Genomic DNA, 22,740 nt, shown 5'->3' with positions numbered 1-22,740 from the left:
CGTTCGCGGGCAAGCCTCGCTCCTACGGACGGATGTTGACCTGTAGGAGCGAGGCTTGCCCGCGAAGACGGCAGCAAAAACACCACACATCTAACTAACTGCTCAACTCCCGCACCTGCGCATGAGGCACCATTTTCAGGAACTCGGGCATGTTCATGTGCAGCAGGTTGATGTGGTTGCCGGCCTCCAGGTAGATGTCTTTTTGCCGGGTCAGCAACGGGTCGATGACCACGTCCAGCCCGTAGGCTTCGCCCAGGGCAGGCACGGCGCCGCGTTCGCAGTCCTGAAACAGATGCGCCAGGTTGCTTTCGCGCGAGACCTGCCATTCGCCGCTGCTGCGGACTTTGCTCAGGTCCAGGTGACGACTGGCGGGCAGCACGGCCATCAGGTAGCGACCATGGTGGTCGTCGAGAATGACCGACTTGGCCATCCGCTCCGCCGGAATGTTGGCGACCCGCGCCGTTTCCAGGCTGCTGGCCGAGTGAGGATGGGTGACGATGTCGTATTGGCATTGAGCCCTGTCGAGGCTTCTCTGCACGGTTTTTGCCATTCGCATGATGCACCTCCGAGTCCGCCATGCCGCTGGGCGGACGATGGTTGACGCTTTTCTTCGTACTCAAAGTCTAGGCCCGCAGGGGCGATCCGGCGGGAAATCCGCCCACCGGACAGGTCAACAACTGAGCAAAATTCATACAGCTGGCGCGTCAACTAAACTGTATACAGAACCACCCACGACTCTCCCGGAGGGTCACGTGAACACGCGTTGTTGTGCCATTGCCTGGCTGTTGGTGTTGAGCGGTTCCGCCCTCGCTGCGGACACCGCCGGCATGCCCGCCCCCGACCCCATCGGCATGTGGCTGATCACCTTCGGCATCGCCTTTCTGATCGCCGAAGCCGCCCTGCCCAACTACGGCGTGATCGGCCTGGGCGGGATCGTGATGTTCGTGATCGGCGCGGTGATCCTGACGAACGCCGAACTGCCCGTCCCCCTAATGATCGGCCTGGGACTGATCAGCGGCCTGCTGCTGATCTTCCTGCTGATCCGCGCCCTGAAAACCCGACCACGCCACAACGTCAGTGGCGATGCCGGATTGCTGGGCAGCGTGGCGCCGGTGTTGTCGTTGCAGGCCGGCGATGCCTGCCAGGGCTGGGTGCACTTGCAGGGTGAACGCTGGCAGGTGACCTGCGCCAACCCGCTGCAGATCGGGCAACGGGTGCGGGTGGTGGCTCGCAAGGGATTGATGCTGGAAGTGTCCGCGACTGACGCGGTATCGAAGGGAGAATGAACATGGGCTTGCAACTGGGTTTTGCCGCACTCCTGCTGTTGCTGATCGCACTGGCCAGCGCGACCTTTCGCATCCTGCGCGAGTACGAGCGTGGCGTGGTGTTCCAACTCGGCCGCTTCTGGCAGGTCAAGGGCCCGGGCCTGATCCTGCTGATTCCGGTGATCCAGCAAATGGTCCGCGTCGACCTGCGCACCGTGGTGCTGGACGTGCCGGCGCAAGACGTCATCACCCGCGACAACGTGTCGGTCAAGGTCAACGCCGTGCTGTACTTCCGGGTCCTCGACCCGCAGAAGGCCATCATCCAGGTCGAAGACTTCCTCATGGCCACCAGCCAACTGGCACAAACCACCTTGCGCGCAGTGCTCGGCAAGCACGAACTTGACGAGCTGCTGGCCGAACGCGAGCGAATGAACATCGACATCCAGCAAGTGCTCGACGCCCAGACCGACGCCTGGGGCATCAAGGTGGCCAACGTCGAGATCAAGCACGTCGACCTCAACGAATCGATGATCCGCGCCATCGCCCGCCAGGCCGAAGCCGAGCGCGAACGCCGGGCCAAAGTGATCCACGCCGAAGGTGAATTACAGGCCTCGGAAAAACTCATGCAGGCCGCCGAAATGCTCGGCCGCCAACCCGGCGCCATGCAGCTGCGCTACATGCAAACGCTCAGTTCGATTGCCGGCGACAAAAGCTCGACCATCGTTTTTCCATTGCCAATCGAGCTGCTCAAGGGGATGGCGGATCTGTCGTCGAAGTCTTGAGTGTTATGACCTCAACGCCGCACCGCCAACGGATAAACCGACTGCCATGCGCCACCCAGCGCCTTGTACAAGCCGACGGCGGCCAGCGAGACGCCGGTCGAGCTCTCGACCCATTGCTCCTGAGTCGCCAGCAGCGCTCCCTGTACGGTGAGCACGTTGACGAAATCCACCACGCCTTCGGTGTACTGCCTTTGCGCGGTTTGCAGGGCGATCTGGTTCTGCCGCACCGCTTCGGCCAGGCTGTCGCGACGCAATTGGCTGGCGTTGTAGGCGCTCAGTTGGTCGTCGATTTCATGCCAGGCCCGCAGCACGGTTTGCTGGTAGGCAATGGCCGCTTCCTGTTGCTGGGCTTCGCGCAGATTCAGCACGCCGCGCAGGCGGCCGCCGTCGAACAGCGGCAGGCTGAACTGCGGACCGATGCCGAACGTGCGCGAGCCCCAGGAACCGAAATCGCTCAACTGCATGGCTTGCGAACCGACATTGCCCGACAGAGTAATGCGCGGATAGAAATCGCCCTTGGCCACGCCGATGCTCGCGGTGGCGGCATGCAGGCGGGCTTCGGCCTGGCGAATGTCCGGGCGGCGCTCGGCCAGTTGCGACGGCAGGCCGATGGCGACCTGCCGCGGGGTCTGCGGCACTGGTGCATCGCTGGATAGCTCGGCCGCCAGCGCTTGAGGCGGCTCGCCCATCAACAGGCTCAAGGCGTTGATCAGTTGTGCCTGGCGCTGCTCCAGCGCTGGCAGGCGCGATTCGATAGCGGCGACTTGGGCGGCGGCCTCGGCGACGTCCAGATCGGTAGCCACACCATCGCCCAGGCGCAGTTGCGACAGCTTCAGGCTGTGGCGAGCCACTTCAAGGTTTTGCTCGGTAACCGCCCGGGTGCTTTGCACGCCGCGCAGTTGAATGTAGTTCTGGGCGGTTTCGGCGAGCACCGATAGCAACACGCCTCGGCGGTCGTTTTCCGCGACTTCCAGCGTTGCGTCGGCGGCTTCGGTTTCGCGGCGCACCCGGCCCCAGAAATCCAGTTCCCAGGAGGCAGAGAAACCGGCATCCCACAAATTGAACGCGGAATTGCCGTTGTTTCCGGAGGGGTCCATCAGGCCTTCGCCGCTGTTGCGTTTACGGCTGTAGCTGCCAGTGGCGGCGGTGCTCGGGTAGCGGTCGGCGGTGACCACCTGACGCACGGCGCGGCTTTGCTCCAGGCGACTGCTGGCGAGTTTGAGGTCGAGGTTATCGGTCAGGGCGCGTTGGCTCAGCGCCGAGAGTTTTGGATCGTTGAAGACTTCCCACCAGCGTTCGCTCATCGCCTCGGTGGTGGCCTGGCTGGCTGCGGCTTTTGAGGGCTTCGACCATTCGGTGACTTGCTGCGTTTCGGGTTTCTGAAAGTCCGGGCCGACGGTGCAGGCTGAAAGGCCCATTACCAGCAAGGCGCTGAACAGGAGTCGAGGCTGATGGCCTCTTCGCGGGCAAGCCCGCTCCCACAGGGTTATCGGTTGTTCATAAGTTTTGTGGTCACACCGACCACCTGTGGGAGCGGGCTTGCTCGCGAAAGCGTCAGTCCAATCGCCAAACATCTTCATCGCTGAACAACCTCATTCGCCTTCACACTGGCCGTATCAATCCGCGCCTCCACCGACATCCCTACCCGCAACCGCTGCGTCAAAGGCTGGCCTGGCTCCAGCGCAATCTTCACCGGAATCCGCTGCACGACCTTGGTGAAATTACCCGTGGCGTTATCCGGCTTGACCGAGGCAAACGTCACGCCGGTGGCGGGTGCGATGCTCTCCACGCGCCCGTTCAGCGCCTCCCCGCCAAAAGTGTCGACGCGCACTTGCACATCCTGCCCCGGCTGCACATGGGTCAACTGGGTTTCCTGGAAGTTGGCCACCACATAGGCCTGCTCCAGAGGCACCACCGCCAGCAACTTGCTGCCCGGCGTGACATAGGCGCCGACCCGCACGGCACGCTCACCGATCATGCCGTCCTGCGGCGCGACGATGCGGGTGTAGGACAGATCGAAGCTGGCGATTTCCAGCTTCGCCTGTGCCCGTTTCAAACCACCTTCGGCGCCGTCACGCTGCGCAGTCAGGATGTCCACCTGCTTGCGCTCGGCAGCCAGCACCGCCGTCACGTTGGTCAACCGGGCGCTCGCCTGGTCGATGCGAGTACGAGCCTGCTGCGCGTTCTGCACGGTGCCGGCACCGACGCCGGCGAGGTGGTTGTAGCGATTGAGCTCATGCTCGGCGAACGCCATTTCCGCTTTGGCGGACACCACCGTCGCCTGGGCCTGGGCGATCACCGACGCCTGGCGCTCGAGGGTCGCCTTGGCATTCTGCAATTGCGCCTGGGCCACCAGCGCTTCAGCGGCGGCCGCATCGGCAGCGGCACGCAGGTCGCGGTCATCGATCAGCGCCAGCAACTGTCCGGCCTTGACCTGTTGGTTGTCCTCCACCAGCACTTGCTTGATGAACCCGGCCACGCGTGGCACCACCAGCGTGTAGTCCGCCGAGACATAGGCGTCGTTGGTGGTCTGTTGCGTACGCTGGCCGAACAGGCCAGGCGCCAGCAGATACACCATCGCGCCCACGGCGATCACGACGGCAACACCCACGGCCACTTTCTGTTTGGATTGAGTCGTCATAAAAACCTCGGTTTCAGTGGAGCATTCAAGTCGGAGCGCGCGGTGGATAGATCCGCGTCGGCATCCAGAAAATCAGCAGGATCAGCGCGACGGCGACGCCGGCCATGCACAGGTAGAGATCGGCGGAGGTCAGCACCACGGCCTGTTCGTGTAGTCGATGGGCAAGGCCGGCGCTGTCGGCCTCGGCCAGGGGTGAGTTGCCGAGGCGGTCGACCAGCATCGTCGAGTGAAAATGCAGCCGGGCGGTGGTCAGGGTTTCCAGTACGCCGGTGGCGATGACAGCCGCCAGGCCTTTCACGGTGTTGAACCAGGAAGAGGCAAACGGCCCGTCCATCGGGTTGATGCTGCCGGTCGAGAGCATCAGCAGCGGTAGCACTGCCATGGGTTGACCGAAGATCTGCAGCAGTTGCAGCACGTAGAAATCATCGCGGATCCACTGCGATGTCAGCTGCGACCCGCCGATGCAAGACAAGATCAGCATGCTCAAGCCGATGCCCAGCACCCAGCGACAATCGACCCAACGCAGGTTGCACAACGCCGCCACCAATGGCAGCGCAATCAACTGCGGCAGCGCGGCCATCAGGGTGATCGGCGCAGTCTGCACCGGGCGATAACCCTGAACCTGCGCCAGGTAGCTGGACGGAATAATGACCACCGCCGACAACACCATCAGCACCCCGGCGAGGGTGATCAGGGCGAACGACAAGTTGCGGATACCGAGCATCTGCATCTTGAAAAACGGGATTGGTTGCGACCACTCGTTGATCAGAAACGCCACCAGCAACAGCGAGCCGCCCACCAACAAGGCGCTGATCAGGTTCGACTCGAACCAGTCCAGCCGATTGCCTTGCACAATGCCGATCACCAGCATGCAGATCGCCGGAAAGCCCAGCAGCAGGCCGCGCCAGTTGAACTGCTTGAAACGCTCCAGGCGCAGCGGGTCCTGGGGGATGCCGTAACCCACCGCGAGCATGGCGATCAGGCACGGCACGACGATTTGCCAGAAGGTCCACTGCCAGCCGACATACTCAGTCCACAGCCCCGCCAACGGCGTGCCCAGCCCCGGGCCGAAAGTGGCGGTGAGGGTATAACCGGCCAGACCATACAGCTTCACGCCGGGCGGCAGAAAACGCAGGGCGACGGTCATCAGCATCGGTGGCAGCGCGCCGCCGGCCAGGCCTTGCAAGGTGCGCAATACCAACAGGCTTTCGTAATTCGGTGCCAGCGGGCACAACACGCCCAACAGAATGAACGCACTGATGGCGCAGAGGGTGAAACGGCGCAACGAGAACGTCACCGCACACCATGGCGCGAACGCTGCGGCCGCTACCGAGGTTGCGGCATAACTGGCCACCAGCCAGGTGCCCTCGTCGTAGCCAATACCCAGGTTGCCCCGAATGTCGGCCAGGGCGACTTTGGTCACCGTTTCGTTCAGGCCCGCCACCAACACCGCCAGCAACACACCCACCAGGCCGATGATGATCCGCAGACCAAACACCGAAGGTGCAGCGGCCGGCGTGGGCGCAGCCAAAGGCGCCGAGGCCGTTAGAGAGCTCATCGGTTCACAACTCCGAAATCATTGAGGGGGCAGTCTACGAAGGCGAATCGCTGACGAAAACTGACTTATTGGCAATGTATAAGTGCGTCGTGTGCAACAATTGATCGACTGAAAGTCGCGAGAGCAGACAGTTGCCTAACGAAGAAAAGACGGCAAAAAACTAACATCGCCGCGTGGGAGGAACCACCATCCATAGGTGTTAGTGAACGGCCTTCGCTGGATGCGATCTTTTGATCTTCAACCCGTTTGCGCCGCCAGCCACGTCTCGTCACAGCACTGTTTCAGCGTTTCGCGCAACCAGCGGTGGGCCGGATCATTGTCAAAGCGCGGGTGCCAGGCCTGGCTCAGCACGATGGTCGGCAAGGGTATCGGCAGCGTGAACGAACGCAATTTCAGCCCGAGCCGACGCACACTCAACAGCGTTTCCCTGGGCACCGGCAATATCAGATCGGAATCCGGCAAGGCGAACATCGCCGCATGGAAACTCGGCGCGATCACGGCCACCCGCCGTTCCAGTCCCAGGGCGTTGAGTGCGGTGTCGATCGGCCCGCGAGCGATGCCGCGACGGGACATGCTGATATGGGAGAAGCCGGCGAATCGTTCAGCGGTGATCTCCTCATCGAGCAACGGATGATCCTCGCGCACCAGCCCGACAAACTGCGTGGAAAACAGGTTCTGCACCTTCACTTCCGGCATCAACGGGCGATTGTTGCTGACGCTCAGATCAATGCGCCCCTCACGCAAGGCCTCGTCATCGCCATCGCCTTCAGGAACGAAGCGCAACTCACAGTGCGGTGCCTGCCGCTCCATGGTGTCGAACAGCTTGCCGCCATAGATACCGATGAAGAAATCGTTGGCGCGGATGCTGAAACGTCGATGCAGACTTCCCAGATCAAGGCGCCGGGCCGAATGAAACAATTGAGCGGCCTGCTCCACCACATCCCGCACCTGCCCGCGCAACTCCAGCGCCTTGGGCGTGGGCACCAGGCCACGCCCGGCGCGTACCAGAATCGGATCGCCGATGGCCTCGCGGATACGCGTCAGGGTACGGCTCATGGCCGCCGGGCTGAGGTTCATCCGCCGCGCGGCGCCGACGACGCTGCCTTCATCGAGCAGGGCGTCGAGTGCGATGAGGAGGTTCATGTCGGGGAGTTGCATGGCAGGCACTCTTGTTTGATCAGAGCTGATTCAGACGCAATGCTAGCAAACATCCTCCGAGTGATGCGTTGGCAGACCCGGCCTCATCGCGGGCAAGCCCGCTCCCACAGTGTCCGTGTCGTACAGAAAATCTGAGAACGCCTATGAACCTGTGGGAGCGGGCTTGCCCGCGAAGGCGTTCGCAGAGTCACCGCCGCCACTATCAGTTCTGCTAGTTCTCAATTCTGACCATGTCGCGTAAAACTTGGTCAGACCTTTACTTGCGCCGACATGCAAAGGATTTCGTCATGACTCAACCCAATCTGCAACACACGGTGCTGCTGGCAACGGATCTCAAGAATTCGATACTCGCCGAGCTGGACGCGCGCGGCCCTAATCCAATTGCGTATTCCCCCTACGGTCAGCAATCGGCACAGCATGTGGTCATGACGCGACTCGGGTTCAATGGTGAACTGCGCGAGGCGAAACCCGAATGGTATTTGTTGGGTAATGGTTACCGTGCTTACAACCCTCAGTTGATGCGCTTTCAAAGTCCGGACAGTTTGAGTCCGTTCGATAAGGGCGGGAGACATGCGTATATGTATTGCGGCGGGGAGCCGGTGATGAATTCGGATCCGTCGGGGCATTCGGTATGGACGTTCTCGCGTTTGGTAATGCAACTGACGGACGAAATAGCAACGTCTGCCAGTCTTGCCCTCAACAAGATCGCAACAACCATCAGCAGTGGTACGTTGGAGGTGGCACAGCGAGCGAAAAAGGTCTTTACGGACAATTTTATGTTTGACCCTCAAGTCCTGGAAAGACTAGGCCCTCCACCTCCCAAATTTAGACAACAACCACCATTGAATCGAGTCATCACCCGGCAAAACCCACGTACAGGACCTAATTCAGTCAGGGCTCAGCAGGCTCCGTTTGTCTCCAAAACCGAAAATGGTCCTCGAATTACTGGCACGACGGGGGCAACAAAGCGTGTCACAGAACTTCGAAGGGGAAATTGACCACCGTTCCAAAACAGCGCGGTGAGCCCCCCCTCACCGCTGCATCCCCCACCGCTTCACCGTCACCCGCTCCAGCGAATCAAACACCAGGTTCTCCACCAGCAACCCAATCAGAATCACCACCGCCAACCCGGCAAAGACCTTGTCGGTGTACAGCTCATTGCGGTTCTGAAAGATGTACCAGCCCAGCCCGCCCTTCCCGCTGGTTGCACCGAATACCAGCTCCGCCGCAATCAACGTCCTCCAGGCAAACGCCCAGCCGATTTTCAGGCCGGCCAGGATCGACGGCAGCGCTGCCGGGATCAGGATGAACAACACGAAGCGCATGCCCTTGAGGCCATAGTTGCGCCCGGCCATGCGCAGGGTTTCGGACACGCCGAGGAAGCCGGCGTAGGTGTTCAGCGCCAGCGCCCAGAGCACCGAGTGCACCAGCACGAAAATCAGGCTGTTCTGACCCAGGCCGAACCACAGCAGCGCCAGCGGCAGCAACGCGATGGCGGGCAGCGGGTTGAACATCGAGGTCAGGGTGCTGAGCAGGTCGCGACCGAACTGGGTCGAGACCGCCAGGGTGGTCAGGCCGAACGCCAGGACGATGCCGATCAGGTAGCCCTTTAGCAGCACCACCAGGGAAATCCACACCTTGCCCAGCAACTCGCCGCTGAGCAGACCGTCGTACAGTGCATGGGCGGTTTGCAGGAAGCTCGGCAGCAGCAGGTCGTTGTTCTGATAGCGGGCGACGGCTTCCCACAGCACGGCGAGCAAAATCAGGATCAGGCTTTTGCGCAGCCAGCCCTGTTGCCACAGGCGTTGGCCGATGGGCAACTCACGCTCCAGCGGTACGCTGGTCAGTGGTTGCAGTACGGTTTCGAATTCTTCACGCGGGGATGATAAATGGCTCATCGGGCCCTCCTCGAAAACTGGCTCAATAAGCGATGCGGATATCGGCGAAATCCAGTTCGCGCTCGGTTTCCGGCGACTGGCCTTCATCGAACAGCAACCGATGAATGCGCCGCGCCGATTCCTGAAACGCCACGCCGCCCAGGCTGTGCAGATCGTATTGATGGCTGTGCACTTCGGCCCTCACCCGCCCCGGATGCGGCGACAGCAAGAGGATGCGATTGCCCACCACCAGTGCCTCTTCGATGGAGTGCGTAACGAACAACAAGGTGAAACGCACCTCCTCCCAAAGCAGCAGCAATTCTTCCTGCATCTTGCGTCGGGTCAGGGCGTCGAGGGCCGCGAAGGGTTCGTCCATCAGGAGGATTTTCGGCTGCATCGCCAGCGCCCGGGCGATCGCCACCCGCGCCTTCATGCCGCCGGACAGCGTGTGGGGATAGGCATCGGCAAACGCCGCCAGCCCGACCTTCTCCAGGTAGTGCAGCGCGCGTTCTTCGGCCTCTTTGCGCTTGAGGGTTTTCGAGGCCAGCAGCGCAAACATCACGTTCTGTTTGACGGTTTTCCACGGCGGCAGTTGATCGAACTCCTGAAACACCACGATCCGGTCCGGCCCGGGCGCATTCACGCGCTGGCCTTGCAGGCGGATCTCGCCCTCGACGGGCTGGATGAATCCTGCGGCAGCCTTGAGCAGGGTCGACTTACCGCAACCGGACGGCCCGAGCAGGACAAAACGGTCCGCCGGATCGATCTCGAAACTGACTTGATGGGTCGCCCGCACTACCCGCTGAGGGGTGCGGTATTCCAGGCTGACGTTATCGACCGACAGCAGCGCTTGGGCTGCCGTGGCCGGTTTGCTGACCGTGTGGCCTTGCAAAGGGGCGTTCATGTGCGTCAGCTCCCTTGCAGCGGCTTGGTGTCTTGGAAGAAGTAATCCTTCCACGAATCCGGTTTGTTTTTGATCGCGCCGACGCGGTAGAGGAATTCGGCCAGCGGGTAGGTGTTTTTCGGCGTGACACTGAATTCGAACTGCGGGTTGTCGATGATTTTCAGCAACGCCGCGCGGTCGATTTTCGCCTTGGTGACGCGAATGTAGGTGTCCGCCGCAGCGCCTTTATCGTTCTGCGCGAATTGCGCCGCTTCCGTGAGAGCGTCGACGAAAGCCTTGTAGGTTTTCGGGTTCTCGTCGCGGAATTTCTCGGTGGCGAACAGCACGGTCGGCGAGTTCGGGCCGAGCACGTCATAGGAGTTGAGCACCACGTGCACGTTCGGGTTTTCCAGGGCCTGATCCTGGAATGGCGGGTTGGAGAAGTGCCCGGTCAGCTCGGTGCCGCCAGCGACCAGCGCGGCCGTGGCATCGGGGTGCGGAACGGCGATGGTGTACTTGTCCAGGCGATTGAATTCCTTGTCGCCCCACTGCTTGGCGGCCGCGTATTGCAGGAAACGCGACTGCACGGAAACGCCCACCGCCGGCACCGCGATGCGGTCTTTCTCGGTGAAGTCGGCGATGGTTTTCACCTTGGGATTATTGCTCACCAGGTAGTACGGGAAGTTACCCAGGGAGGCCACGGCCTTGACGTTCTGCTTGCCGTGGGTGCGGTCCCAGATGGTCAGCAGCGGCCCGACGCCGGCACCGGCGATGTCGATGGATCCGGAAAGCAGCGCATCGTTGACCGCCGCGCCGCCGGACAGCTGGGTCCAGTCGACCTTGATGTCGATGCCTTCCTGCTTGCCGTATTTCTCGATCAGGTTCTGATCGCGGACCACGTTGAGCAACAGATAGACGATGCCGAACTGTTCGGCAATGCGGATTTCACCTTCGGCATGGGCCACGGTCGGCGCCACCAGGCTGCCGGCGATCAGGCTGAAGCCCAGGCCAATGGCTGCCGCCAGCGGTGCGAATGGAAGACGTTTGGACATGATCAGATCTCCGACAAATCAGAAAGGCGCGTCGCCCTGGATGGTGGTGCGATACAGCTTGCGGCGCAGATGACTCGGGCAGCCGGCGGCAAGGTGAATCAGCGAACGGTTGTCCCAGAACACCAGGTCGTGGGGCTGCCATTGATGGCGGTAGATGTTTTGCGGCAGAACGCTGTGGGCGTAGAGCTCGGCCAGCACCTGCCGGCTTTCGTCTTCCGGCAGGCCAACGATGCGGGTGGTGAAACCCTCGCTGACGAACAGCGCCTTGCGACCGTTTTCCGGGTGGGTTCGCACCACTGGATGCACCACTTGCGCCACCTGAGCGAGCTGCTCGGGGGTCAGGGTCGGGCGCCAGTTGCCTTCGAATTTGGTCTCGCTGTAACGCGCCGTGTAGGAGTGCGCCGCGGATCGGCCTTCGACCGCCTTGCGCAGTGCGTCGGGCAGGCTGTCCCAGGCTTTGTGCATGTCGGCGAACAGGGTGTCGCCACCTTCGGACGGCAGCTCCTGGGCGTGGAGCATCGAGCCCAGGCTCGGCAGTTCCTTGTAGGACAGATCCGAATGCCAGAACTTGCCGGCGTCGCCCAGGCCGATGTTCTGGCCGTTCTCGATGATGTTGGAAACGATGAGAATTTCCGGGTGCCCCGCCAGCAAAAACTGCTTGAGCACGTGGATCTGCAGCACGCCAAAGCGGCGGCTGAAGTCGATCTGTTGCTGCGGGGTGATGCGCTGGTCGCGGAACACCACTACGTGATGGTCCAGGTGTGCGCGGTGAATGCGTGCGAAGTCCTGATCGTTGATCGGGCAGGACAAATCCAGGCCGACGATTTCGGCCCCTACCGCACCGCTGAACGGGCGGATTTCAAAGTGTTGTGGCGCGGCAACTCGCGATGCTGAAACAGCTGACATAAATCACTCCCACGCACGGCGCGCTCAAGGGGCGCGCGCGTCGATCAGAAACTCACGGAGGTCCCGTGTTGGTTCGTGTCGTGCGGCGCGCCGATTGGTCGGCAGGTACGCAGGAGTGTGACTTTATAGATATAAGAACTCGATTTTAAATACCGTTAGCGAATAACCATATGGCGTATTTCACCTATGCTGCTGACAGCATGACGCTGTTCACTTCTGAGGGATGCTCAATGTTCTACGTGCAACGCGATACAGAAGGGCAACTGATGCGCGTCGAAGCCGAAGCCTACGCCGAGTCCACGGAAACGCTGCCGGCCGACCACCCCGACCTGCAGGCCTGGTTCGCCAACGAAGTCATGGCCACCAGCCTCAAACAGGTCAAGCAGATTAAACAGCTCAAGCAACTCAAGCAGAGCGACCTGGAAATGATCCGGGTACTCGACGACTTGATCGAAGTGCTGATCAACAAAGGCGTGATTCTGGTGACCGATCTGCCGGCGCCGGCGCAGGCCAAGCTCATGGATCGCAGCCAGGCGCGGGAGGCGCTGGGGGGGTTGAGTCATCTGGTGGATGATGACGAGGATGGGGTTATCTGATTTCAGCAAAAGATCGTAGCCTTCGGCAGCGCCTACATGGAATGCGTACTCCTGTGGGAGCTGCCGAAGGCTGCGATCTTTTCAATTCACTCCCAAGGTTTGGGCTCACCCACCAACCGCCCCTGAACCCCATACACCCCCATCTCGCGAATCACCGTCAACTCACCCTCAGTCTCGACCTGCTCGGCAATCAGCGGCAGGTCGATGCTGTGGGCCGCGCGCTGGATCGCTTCAATGAACAAGCGCTTGTCGCTCTCCTGATCGATCGCGCGGATGTAGCTGCCGTCGATCTTCAGGTACGCAAGACCGAGCCGCGCCAGGTTGCCGATCATGCTGAAGCGCCCGCCGAAGTGTTGCAGGCTCAGGGAGAACCCAAGGCTGCGCAGACGTCGCGTGAGGTCTTCGAGCATGGCTTGTTCGGGCAATTGCTCTTCGCCGATTTCCAGGGTCAGGCGCGGCCCCAGATTGGAGTGCGAACGCAGCAGATCGAGAAGCACATTCAACGCCTGCGGGTCATCCAGGGAAGCTGACGACAGGTTCAGCGCCAGCGACTCTTCGTGATCGTCCATCTGCTCCAGCACCAGCTCCAACATCAGACGATCGAGCCGCGCCGTCCAGCCGAAGCGTTGCAGCCACGGCAGGAAACGCCCGGCCGCCACGCTCTGGCCCTGGTCATCGATCAGCCGTGACAGCACTTTGTAATGCAGCACCAGTTGCGTGTCCTGACTGGCCACCACCGGCTGGAAATACAAGCGGAAGCGCCGCTGCTCCAGCGCCAGGTCCAGCAAGCTGTGCCAGGCATGCTGGTCATCGCCGACGTCGACCACAGCGCTGTGATCCACGCAAACCCAACGCGAATCCCCCTGGCTTTCAGCCTGCGCCAGCGCCTGATCCGCCAAGCCGAGCACCGTTTGCGGTGTGTCGCCGTGAACGAATGGCGCCAGGCCGATGGCGGCGACCGAGGCCACGTCGGTGGCGCCGGTCGCGTGCAGGCTGGCCAGGGCGATGTCGAGGTGTTGCGCCAATTGCAGCGCTTCTTCGCGCATCAGCCCCGGCGCCAGCACCGCGAACTCGCCGCCGCGGATGCGTGTCACGAGATTTTGCGTCTCCGGATAGCGGGCGCATTCGCGGGACAACTGCTCGCCCACCGCCTTCAGCAGTTCGTCCGTGCGCTGACCACCCAAACGCTGGTTGAGGCCGGCCAGGTCCTGCACCCGCAGCAACAACAGATAACCGGAACTGGCCTGTTCCGGGTTGCTCACCCGCGCGTTCAATTGCATCTCGAAATAGCGCCGGTTGGCCAACCCGGTCAGGTTGTCCTGATAGGACTCGCTCCGCAGTTTTTCACTGCGCTCGGCCTGCTCCTGGAACAGCGCCTTGAGCTTCTCGACCATCTGGTTCATGGCCTGCACTACGCGGCGCAATTCAGGCGTGCGTGGCAGCTGCGGCAGGCTGAGGAATTCGCGGCGGGCGATGGCGTGGGACTGCTGCACCATGTAGTCGAGCGGCTTCAATTGTCGACGCAACAGCAGCGCGCCCAATATCGCGCTGACCACGCCACAGAGCAGCAACCACGCCAGGCTGCCCAAGGCGCTTTGCCACAGCTTGGCCAGGGCGAACATCGGGTGGCTGACCACCTCGACCCGCGCCGCCTGCTCCCAACCGCGGCTGACAATCGCATCACCGCCGGCCGCCTCCAGGCCGATCAGCTTGACGAACCACTGCGGCACACGGGTATCGACCGGGATGCCGCTGCGCTCGACCAGAGTCTTGCCGTTGGACAGATCCACCACGCGGATGCTCGCGTAGTAGCCGCTGTCGAAGATCGAACTGACCAGCAACTCGGTCATCGCCGGGTCGTCGATGTTTGGCGTGAGCGACAGCGCCAGCGCGGTCGCGGCGTCCTGAGCGTGGGAGCGCAGCTGGTTGACGTATTGGGTGCGTGAGCTTTCCAGGCTGACCATGAAGCTGCCGGTGAAGGCGACGACCAGGAACAGACAGATTGCGATCAATAGCTGTTTGAACAAGGACATCTGTGGGCAGCTCCTAGTGAGTGGTCTCGACCGGAAATCCTTCGGCCTGCATTTTCTTAAGCAGATCCTGCCAACGGGACAGGCGCTTGGTGTCACCGACCTTCTGGTTACCCTTGGCACCGGGCAGCCACAAACCTTCCGCATTGAAAGAGTAGACCGGCAGCAGGTCTGTACGCTCACTGGCCGGCTGGATACTGTCGGTCAGGCTGTCGAGCACCAGCGGCATGGCGTCCGGACGCGCGTAATAGGTCAGCACCATGTGCGCGCGATTCAGGCGCAAGGCCTTTACGTAGGTGATGCGCAACTTGTCACTGTCCACCCCGAGGTGCCGCAGGCTGAAATACTTGGCAATAGCGTAGTCTTCGCAATCACCTGCGCCTTTCCAAAGGGCTTCTATCGGCGTTTCCCAGTAATCGACCTGATGCCAGAGGTCGATATCCTCCACGTAGCGCATGCGCTGGTTGAAGAAACGGTTGACCAGGTTGAGCTGCTCCAGCTCGCCGATGGACTTCTGCGTGGCCAGCAACTGTTGCCAATCATCAATACGCTTCTGACCTTCACCCAAAGGTCCGTACAATGCCTGCGCCCGACGGCTGATCAGGGAAAAATCCCAGTCGGCCTGCACAGCGCCCAGCATGATGCCAGCGAGCAGCAAGGCGCCGCACAGCCCGCGCAATATCCGGGATCTGGGGAAAGGTAAAGCCAATGCAAGGCACTCTGGAGCGGCAGGTGAAAGTCGGTTGATGGTGTAGGTTAGCCCTTGAAAAAACAATGGCACGGTGAGATCAACCGAGGCGGACTAGACTTAGAAAAAGCCTCGATATCGTGCGTTTGACAAGCCGTCTGGCGGTTACTAGTGTCAATTGGATCCAAAATCAAATCAGCCAATCAGGGTGCGTTGTAGTGACACAAAAGCCCAACCCTCTCAGCAGCATCAAGGTCAACGGGCCGATTCCGGCGCACCTGGCTCGTTCCATCATTGAAGAGACCTTGCGTGCGGCGATTCTGGATGGTCGCCTGCCTTGCGGCATCGCCCTGCGCCAACAGGATCTGGCCGATCTGTTCGGGGTCAGCCGCATGCCCGTGCGCGAAGCCTTGCGCCAGCTCGAGGCCCAGGCGCTGCTCAACGTGGTTGCCCACAAAGGGGCGGTGGTCGCGCCTCTGGTTCAGGGCGACGCCGTGGAAACCTACGCACTGCGCATCCTGCTGGAGTCCGAAGCACTGCGCCTGTCGATTCCGCTGCTGGAAACTGCGGATCTGGAACAGGCCGCGCGCTATATCGACGAGCTGGAAACCCAGCACGACTACACCGAAATCGGCCGGCTCAACCGCCTTTTCCACATGTCGCTGTACTGCAAGGCGCCCAACAAGCGCCTCTTACGGCTGATCGAGGATGGCTTGAACGAGGAGGAACGCTTCCTGCGTTTCAACCTGGAAGCCATGGGCCTGGGCAAGCTGTCCCAGGAAGACCACCGCGCGCTGTTGCATGCCGCCGAAAATCGCGACGTCGCCACTTCCGTGGAATTGCTTGAACATCACCTCAATCGGGGCGTCGAGGTCATTACCCGCTACCTCGAAAGTCCTGAGGCGCAGAGCAAGAAAGCTCAAAGATAAAGCATCCCCCATCCTGCGATAGCGATCTTGTGTCGCTATCGCAGTCATGCTCCTGCCAGAACCATCCGCTTACATTTTCCCGCCCTCTCCTCCCTTCACCGACTCGTATGTCTCGGTGATCGCCCCTGCCTTGAATTACGCTGATTCCTGGGTCGACAACGAGCCATGAACGGGCAACGCCTGCTGTAGTGACGCAGCCCCCGCAACAGGAACCAACGGAAGGAGTCTTGCCCCGGGACAGGAGAGCGTCGACCTCAGCTTCGGCTCACTTTCATCCCTCAAATCACCTCAATGAACTTCATCGGAAAGTTGCTTCGAGTGAGGCATTCACTCTTTATAAAAATTTCGACTTATATAAGTTGGAAGGAGCAACTACGCCCAAATAAAACTTAAATCAAAAGTCTTATTGGAAGTTGTCGCGCCTGAAAAAATCAAAACTTCAAATATCAATAAAATAACTTGCCCGACACTATTTTCCTGTACTAGCTTTTCTATCGCCGCCCGTAGCTGCGGCTTGTAAACACATGACCAGAACTTGCAGACATTAGTCCTGCCGCGGCATTTGTTCGCCAGTAGAAAACTTTGAACTACGGACTGCCAATAGCCGAACACAACTTCCGATCATTGAAGGGATTATCCATGAACGCCACCAAAGAACTTCTGGAACAAAGGAAAGCCGAACTAAGTTCGCACCCGATCTTCTGCGAAATCAATTCACTGTCGATATTGCAGCGCTTCATGGAAAGCCATGTCTTCGCCGTCTGGGACTTCATGTCGCTGACCAAACGCCTGCAGCAGGAGCTGACCTGCACCCGCCTGCCCTGGCTGCCACCGCGCGATCCTCAGGCGGCGCGGTTGATCAATGAAATCGTACTGGGTGAAGAGTCCGATGACCGTCCGGCCCAGGGGCACTACAGCCATTTCGAGCTGTATCTGGATGCCATGCGCGAAGTCGGTGCCTGCACTGCCGCCGTGGAGCGCTTCGTGGCCTTGCAACAGGAAGGCGTGAGCTATGACGTGGCGCTGCAGAGCGTGGAGGTCGATCCGGCCGCGGCGCGCTTCGTGCGCCACACCCTGCACACCGCGTTGCATGCGCCGGGTCACAGCGTTGCGGCGACGTTCCTGCATGGTCGCGAGAGCGTGATCCCGCACATGTTCCAGCGCATTCTCGATGAGTGGGGCATCGGCATCGAACAGGCCCCGACCTTTCGCTATTACCTCGCGCGACACATCGAGGTCGATTCCGAAGACCACGGCCCCGCCGCGGAAAAACTTCTCGCACGCCTGGTCGATGGCGACCCGCAACGCGAACAGGAGGTGTACGCCAGTGCACTCGCTGCGGTGGAAAGCCGCATTGCGCTATGGGACGGCCTTCGCCTGAGCATGAGCGAAGCGCTGGTGGAGGTGAACGCATGAACGCCGCCGACTACCTGTCGTTCGCCGACACCTGGGAAAACCGCGCGACCATCCGCACGCGCCCGCGCCGTGTGCTGGAGAACGACGACAAGCTGATCTACCCCTTGAGCCGTCAGCCGCTGGTGCTGAGCGAAACCTTCCTGCGCGAGTGCCCTGGGCAACGGGATTTCGCGCTGGTGCAGACGCTGTACAAATTCATCAACGACGTGGTGATTTTCGAAACCGAGATCGTCGACAAGACCGCCCGCAGCATCGCCAAGAATCGCTTCGACCTGGCCTTCCCGTTCGCCTGCCGCTACGACGCCATGACCGTGGTGATCGACGAGGATTACCACGCGCTGGTGGCCATGGATTTCATGCAGCAGACGGTCGCCCTGACCGGCATCACCCCCATCGAGTTGCCGGACGAAATCGAACTCAGCCGTGCGATCCCGGCAGCCATCGCTCTGGCGCCGATGCACCTGCGCGGCGCGGTGGAGCTGATCTGCGTGGCCATCGCGGAGAACACCGTGACCGGTGACGTCGCGGCGTTCGCCAAGGACGACACGGTCAAGCAATCGATCAAGGGGCTGATGGCCGATCACTTGCTCGACGAAGGCCGGCACTCCGGTTTCTGGACGCGGATGGTGCGCATCTACTGGCACACCGCGAGCGAAGCCGACCGCCAGTGCATCGCACAGATCCTGCCGGTGTTCATCGGCCATTACCTGACCAACGACATCCAGAAGTCCTTCGACCTGCGCCTGATCGAGGCCTTGCCGATCAGCGACGCCGCGCGCATGGCCTTAAGGAGCGAGGCGTCGGGGCTGGCCTACCCGATCAACCGCCATCACCCGCTGGTGGCCAACATCGTGCGGTTCCTGCGCAGCAGCTCACTGCTCGATTCGCCGTGCGTGCAAAGCGCCTTGAGCGACTACCTGAATTGACGAGGAGTACACCATGAGACGTCTCGACATTTTGCTCATTGGACGAAGCCAGGCCTTGACTGACCTGGGGCTGGAACTGGAACAACATGGACATGCGCTGAAGCGGGTGACGTCGCTCGATGGGCCTGTGTCGCGTGAGGTGGATCTGCTGATCGAAGACTTGAGCTTCGATTTTCAGGTGCCCATTGATGCGCCGCGCCTGACGCTGCAAGTGGGCGTTGGTCTGAATGGTGTGTCAGGCCTGCCTTCGCTGGATCTGTTATGCGCAGTCAATTCCAGATGGGTGAGTCGAGTGCCGATGGCCGATGAACCTTCGGGCAACGGTCAGGCGCTACGCTTGCGGGCTCTGGCGGAACTGGTGGATCAGGTGAGTTTGCTGGTCAGTCGCTACTCACGGGACGCCGAGTATTTCAGGCTCGCCGAATCTGCGGTTTGTCCTCACTTCGAATCGATTGAGAATCTGCTGTTTCTGGACAGCCTGGCCTTTGTCCATCGGCTCAACGCGACGGCTGATCCCCGGCTGCTGGCCATTGCTCAAATACCGATGATCGAGCGGCTTGAGCAGCGTTTCATTCAGTCTGCCCGGCGACCGGCGCTGAATGTTGGGGGAAGCGTGTTGGACTATCGCCAATTGCATGCATTGAGTTGTGCGATACAGCAACGCTTGCAGCCGTTGCTTGACTCTCTGGAAGGACCGCCGGTGGTGGGCGTCTGTCTGCCGAAATGCAGTGCGCTGTATGCCGGGATCCTGGCGGTGCTGGGGTGTGGCGCGGTGTACCTGCCGCTGGAGCCGAGCCATCCGCTGCAACGTCAGCAGTACATCCTGTCGAACGCCGGGGCGGTGTTGCTGCTGCATGACGGACAGCATCTACTGGCGACTGAAATGCCGGGGCTGGACATCACCGCCATCGACGTCGAAGGGGTGAGTCTCGATCACCCGCTGATGCGCCGTCGCCCCGATCTCGACGCGCCGTGCATGGCGCTCTACACCTCGGGCACCACGGGCCACCCCAAAGGCGTGCTGCTCAGCCAGGCCAACCTCGCGCACTTCACAGCGTGGTACGCCGACTATGTGCAACTGAACGAGCACAGTCGGGTGCTGCAGTTTTCTTCGCTGAGTTTCGACTCATCGCTGATCGATATTTTCCCTACCCTGCTGCAGGGCGCCGAGCTGATCGTGCCCGACGACGATCAGCGCCGCGACCCGCTGCAACTGGTGGAGCTGATTCGTCAGCACCGTTTGAGCCACGCATTTTTGCCGCCGGCGCTGCTGAGCATTCTGCCGCTGGAGCAGCTGCGTGAACTCGAGCATGTGATGACCGGGGGCGATGTCTGCGAGCCCTGGGTAATCGAGCAACTGAGCCGCCAGGGCAAGCTCTACAACCTCTATGGGCCTACTGAAGCCACGGTGCTGATCACTGCGCGTCGATTGCAGGCGGGCGATCACAATCGGTGTTTGGGTGGGCCAATCGCCAACAGTCAGATGCTGATTCTCGATGAGGAGATGCAGCCGGTGATCGAGCAGGCGGTCGGCGAGTTGTACATCGTCGGGCCGGGGGTGTGCCTGGGGTATCTGAACAATCCACAGCAGACCTCTTCGCGCTATCTGGACCTGAATCTGCCGGATGGACGAAGCCTTCGGGTTTATCGCACGGGGGATATGGCGAGGTGGACTGCTGGCGGGATCGAGTTGTGTGGGCGGCGGGACAATCAGGTGAAGATTCGCGGGTTTCGGGTCGAGCCGGAGGAGATTGAGCGCTGCCTGAGGGACGCCGGGTTGTATCGTCAGGTGGCGGTGGTGATCGACAGTCAGCGACGGATTCTGGCCTTCCTCGCCCAGCCTCAACCTGGTGTTGCTCTGGAAACGCTGAAGGCACATGCAGCGGATAGTTTGCCGGACTACATGCGACCCGTTGCGTGGTCCGAGCTGACGAGCATGCCCTATGCGAGCAACGGCAAGGTTGATCGCAAGGCACTGCTGGAGCTGCCAGTGAGTGTGAGTGAGCTGGCCACGCGACGTCTGCCGGCCAGCGCCGATGAAGCGCATTTGCTGGAGATCTGGGCCGACTTGCTGGACTTGCCGGCGCGCGATATTTCGACCGACGAAAGCTTTTTCAATTTGGGTGGCCATTCGATCCTGCTGTCGCGCATGTTGCTGCGTCTGCGTGAGGAGTTCGGGCGCAGCATTTCGATCAACCGGTTCATCGAGCTTCCTACGATCGCGAAGCTCGCGACGCTGGTTCGTGGTTCTGGCAGCGAAGAGGTGCTGAGCGAACAGGCCCTGGCCGACGCCTCCCGTGAGTTGTCGGTGCAGCCGTTGCCTGTGGGTCAAATGGGCGATGTGCACAAGGTGATCGTGACCGGTGCCAACAGTTTTGTCGGGGTGCATATCGTCGAAGCGCTGTTGGCGTGGGGGGCTAATGAAGTGGCTTGTCTGGTCCGCGACGGTGGTGGGCGGTCGGCTGCAGAGCGTTTCGCTCTGGCACTGCGGGAGAACCGCCTGGAGCACCTGGATCTGCGTCGGGTGAGGGTTTACGCGGCAGACATCACGCAACCGTCCCTGGGGCTCTCACAGGCGGTTTACGAACGGCTGGATCGGGAGTTTGGCGCGCTGGTGCACAACGCTGCCAACGTCAACCACGTGCTCGATTACGAGTCGCTGGCTCGGGACAACGTCGAGCCGATTTTCGAATGCTTGCGACTGTGTGAAGGGCGCAGCAAGAAGATCTTCAACTTCGTCTCGACGCTCTCGGCGTCCAGCACGATTACCAGCGAGGGTCGGGTGCTCGAGTTGCCCGCCGCGCAGACACCGCCGATCTACATCAAGAATGGTTACAACCTGTCCAAGTGGGTGGGGGAGCGGATCCTGGAGCGGGCTCGGGCGCGCGGTGTGTGGGTCAATCTCTACCGCCCCGGCAACATCAGCTTCAACAGCCTCACGGGCGTGTGTCAGCCCCACAAGAATCGTTTGATGCTGATGCTCAAAGGTTCGATTCAGCTCGGCCAGGTGCCGGAGTTCGCGCTCAATTTCGACTTGATGCCGGTGGATTTTCTCGCCCGCTTCATCGCCTTCCATGCCAGCCGCTATCAACCGGAAAAAGCGGTGTTCAACCTGCACAACCCCGAACCGCTGAGTTGGGACAACTATGTGGCGTCCTTTCGTGAAAGCGGCAGGGAGTTTTCTTTGGTCAGCGTCGCCGACTGGCAGCAGCAATTGGGTCGGGTCGATAGCGATAACGCGTTGTTCGGCGTGCTGGGGTTTTACCTCAACGGCTTCGAGGAAGACATCGGCGACATCTCGATGATTGGCCACGACAACGCCCAGGCCGGTGTGCGGCAGATGGGTGCGCGTTATCCGGAGAAGTCGGCGGCGCTGCTGCGCCGTGGCTGCGAGTACCTCAAGGAAATCAATTTCATCTGATTCATCACAACCAGGAAATGGAGCAAAACCATGATCAATCTGAAACCCGATACCCTGATCAAAAACCCTCAAGGCTGCCATGTGGTTTCTTCGGTAGAGGTTGCGGCCGATGCTGCGCAGGTGTGGGCAGTGGTCGGCAATTTTGCCGGCTTCGAGCGATTCATCCCGGCGTTGTCGCATATCGAGATGACGGGGGATGGTGTGTACTCCCTGCGCAAGAAGTTCTTCAAGGACGGCAATCTGGTGGTGGAGCAACTCAACTCTCGCGATGACAGGGCAATGAACATGACCTGGACCACGATCTATAACACGCTGGGGGTGGCCAATCTGTGGGCAGCGATGCGGGTTGAAGCTGCTGGCCCTGATCGTTCTGTCGCGACCTGGAGCATCATTGCCGAGCCTGCGCAGGGCCATGCCGAAGGTGGATTCAAGGCATTCGTTCAGGCGTTTGCGGATGATGCGATGGGGAATGTGTCGAAGCTGTTCGCTTGACGCATTTCGCTGGCCCGGAAAGACAAAACCCCTGTCTGCGTGAGCAGACAGGGGTTTTGGAATTCAATCTTGACGATGACCTACTCTCACATGGGGAAACCCCACACTACCATCGGCGAT

General features: G+C 60.9%; 20 protein-coding genes. 9 read left to right on the top strand and 11 right to left on the bottom strand.

All coding sequences use genetic code 11. From position 1 onward, the window contains the following. Positions 1 to 94: 94 nt before the first annotated feature. Positions 95 to 556, bottom strand: coding sequence for an aminoacyl-tRNA deacylase (locus tag HNO86_RS07795; protein ID WP_175376424.1), 462 nt, complete (start codon positions 554 to 556; stop codon positions 95 to 97). A 196-nt stretch (positions 557 to 752) separates the two neighbouring features. Here HNO86_RS07795 and HNO86_RS07790 point away from each other — a divergent pair, with 196 nt between their 5' ends. Both HNO86_RS07790 and HNO86_RS07785 read left to right on the top strand, forming a co-directional pair. Further along, positions 753 to 1,286, top strand: coding sequence for an NfeD family protein (locus tag HNO86_RS07790; RefSeq protein ID WP_175376423.1), 534 nt, complete (start codon positions 753 to 755; stop codon positions 1,284 to 1,286). A gap of 2 nt (positions 1,287 to 1,288) precedes the next feature. Further along, positions 1,289 to 2,047: a slipin family protein gene (locus HNO86_RS07785; RefSeq protein ID WP_175376422.1), complete on the top strand. Its 759-nt coding sequence runs from the start codon at positions 1,289 to 1,291 to the stop codon at positions 2,045 to 2,047. A gap of 11 nt (positions 2,048 to 2,058) precedes the next feature. Here HNO86_RS07785 and HNO86_RS07780 read toward each other — a convergent pair whose 3' ends face one another. From HNO86_RS07780 to HNO86_RS07765, 4 genes are all read right to left on the bottom strand, one after another. After that, positions 2,059 to 3,627, bottom strand: coding sequence for an efflux transporter outer membrane subunit (locus HNO86_RS07780; RefSeq protein ID WP_175376421.1), 1,569 nt, complete (start codon positions 3,625 to 3,627; stop codon positions 2,059 to 2,061). Further along, positions 3,624 to 4,688 carry an HlyD family secretion protein gene (locus HNO86_RS07775; protein ID WP_175376420.1) on the bottom strand — a complete coding sequence of 355 codons (1,065 nt, stop codon included), beginning with the start codon at positions 4,686 to 4,688 and terminating at the stop codon, positions 3,624 to 3,626. The genes HNO86_RS07780 and HNO86_RS07775 overlap by 4 nt, the downstream gene beginning before the upstream one ends. Before the next feature lie 25 nt (positions 4,689 to 4,713). Then, positions 4,714 to 6,246 carry an MFS transporter gene (locus HNO86_RS07770; RefSeq protein WP_175376419.1) on the bottom strand — a complete coding sequence of 511 codons (1,533 nt, stop codon included), beginning with the start codon at positions 6,244 to 6,246 and terminating at the stop codon, positions 4,714 to 4,716. Between the two features lie 237 nt (positions 6,247 to 6,483). Next, on the bottom strand, positions 6,484 to 7,404 hold the full coding sequence (locus HNO86_RS07765; RefSeq protein ID WP_175376418.1) for a LysR family transcriptional regulator: 921 nt from the start codon (positions 7,402 to 7,404) through the stop codon (positions 6,484 to 6,486). A gap of 287 nt (positions 7,405 to 7,691) precedes the next feature. Here HNO86_RS07765 and HNO86_RS07760 point away from each other — a divergent pair, with 287 nt between their 5' ends. Then, the gene (locus tag HNO86_RS07760; protein ID WP_256672572.1) at positions 7,692 to 8,402 is read left to right on the top strand and encodes an RHS repeat-associated core domain-containing protein; all 711 of its coding nucleotides are present in this window, start codon (positions 7,692 to 7,694) and stop codon (positions 8,400 to 8,402) included. A 33-nt stretch (positions 8,403 to 8,435) separates the two neighbouring features. Here the strand turns inward: HNO86_RS07760 and HNO86_RS07755 are convergent, their stop codons facing one another. The 4 genes from HNO86_RS07755 to HNO86_RS07740 are packed head-to-tail and all read right to left on the bottom strand — an operon-like array spanning position 8,436 to position 12,122. After that, entirely contained in the window at positions 8,436 to 9,302 is an 867-nt protein-coding gene (locus tag HNO86_RS07755; protein WP_175376416.1) for an ABC transporter permease, read from the bottom strand. A gap of 22 nt (positions 9,303 to 9,324) precedes the next feature. Continuing rightward, positions 9,325 to 10,185, bottom strand: a complete 861-nt coding sequence (locus HNO86_RS07750) for an ABC transporter ATP-binding protein (protein ID WP_175376415.1) — start codon at positions 10,183 to 10,185, stop codon at positions 9,325 to 9,327. Between the two features lie 5 nt (positions 10,186 to 10,190). Next, the gene (locus HNO86_RS07745; protein WP_175376414.1) at positions 10,191 to 11,216 is read right to left on the bottom strand and encodes an ABC transporter substrate-binding protein; all 1,026 of its coding nucleotides are present in this window, start codon (positions 11,214 to 11,216) and stop codon (positions 10,191 to 10,193) included. A gap of 18 nt (positions 11,217 to 11,234) precedes the next feature. After that, positions 11,235 to 12,122 carry a TauD/TfdA family dioxygenase gene (locus tag HNO86_RS07740; protein ID WP_175376413.1) on the bottom strand — a complete coding sequence of 296 codons (888 nt, stop codon included), beginning with the start codon at positions 12,120 to 12,122 and terminating at the stop codon, positions 11,235 to 11,237. Between the two features lie 230 nt (positions 12,123 to 12,352). On the opposite strand from HNO86_RS07740, the gene HNO86_RS07735 reads away from it, so the two are divergent. After that, on the top strand, positions 12,353 to 12,718 hold the full coding sequence (locus HNO86_RS07735) for a tryptophan synthase subunit beta (RefSeq protein ID WP_175376412.1): 366 nt from the start codon (positions 12,353 to 12,355) through the stop codon (positions 12,716 to 12,718). An 86-nt stretch (positions 12,719 to 12,804) separates the two neighbouring features. On the opposite strand, the gene lapD is transcribed toward HNO86_RS07735, so the two are convergent. Next, positions 12,805 to 14,751 (bottom strand): cyclic di-GMP receptor LapD, encoded by a 1,947-nt coding sequence (lapD, locus tag HNO86_RS07730; protein ID WP_175376411.1) that lies wholly within the window; start codon positions 14,749 to 14,751, stop codon positions 12,805 to 12,807. A 13-nt stretch (positions 14,752 to 14,764) separates the two neighbouring features. Further along, the gene (gene lapG / locus HNO86_RS07725; RefSeq protein WP_175376410.1) at positions 14,765 to 15,457 is read right to left on the bottom strand and encodes a cysteine protease LapG; all 693 of its coding nucleotides are present in this window, start codon (positions 15,455 to 15,457) and stop codon (positions 14,765 to 14,767) included. Positions 15,458 to 15,654: 197 nt separating this feature from the next. Here lapG and HNO86_RS07720 point away from each other — a divergent pair, with 197 nt between their 5' ends. The 5 genes from HNO86_RS07720 (at position 15,655) to HNO86_RS07700 (ending at position 22,620) form a co-directional block, all read left to right on the top strand. Further along, on the top strand, positions 15,655 to 16,365 hold the full coding sequence (locus tag HNO86_RS07720; protein ID WP_175376409.1) for an FCD domain-containing protein: 711 nt from the start codon (positions 15,655 to 15,657) through the stop codon (positions 16,363 to 16,365). A gap of 639 nt (positions 16,366 to 17,004) precedes the next feature. Next, a complete protein-coding gene (locus tag HNO86_RS07715; RefSeq protein WP_175376408.1) occupies positions 17,005 to 17,781 on the top strand; it encodes a DUF3050 domain-containing protein in 777 nt (258 codons plus the stop codon). Beyond that, on the top strand, positions 17,778 to 18,707 hold the full coding sequence (locus HNO86_RS07710) for a diiron oxygenase (protein ID WP_175376407.1): 930 nt from the start codon (positions 17,778 to 17,780) through the stop codon (positions 18,705 to 18,707). The genes HNO86_RS07715 and HNO86_RS07710 overlap by 4 nt, the downstream gene beginning before the upstream one ends. A 13-nt stretch (positions 18,708 to 18,720) precedes the next feature. Beyond that, a complete protein-coding gene (locus HNO86_RS07705) occupies positions 18,721 to 22,128 on the top strand; it encodes a non-ribosomal peptide synthetase (RefSeq protein ID WP_175376406.1) in 3,408 nt (1,135 codons plus the stop codon). A 30-nt stretch (positions 22,129 to 22,158) separates the two neighbouring features. Further along, positions 22,159 to 22,620 carry an SRPBCC family protein gene (locus HNO86_RS07700; protein WP_175376405.1) on the top strand — a complete coding sequence of 154 codons (462 nt, stop codon included), beginning with the start codon at positions 22,159 to 22,161 and terminating at the stop codon, positions 22,618 to 22,620. The last annotated feature ends 120 nt before the right edge of the window (positions 22,621 to 22,740 follow it).

This window comes from Pseudomonas sp. C1C7 (assembly GCF_013359595.1).
In the GTDB taxonomy this organism is placed as follows: domain Bacteria; phylum Pseudomonadota; class Gammaproteobacteria; order Pseudomonadales; family Pseudomonadaceae; genus Aquipseudomonas.
This window is presented reverse-complemented; position numbering and strand designations above follow the sequence as displayed.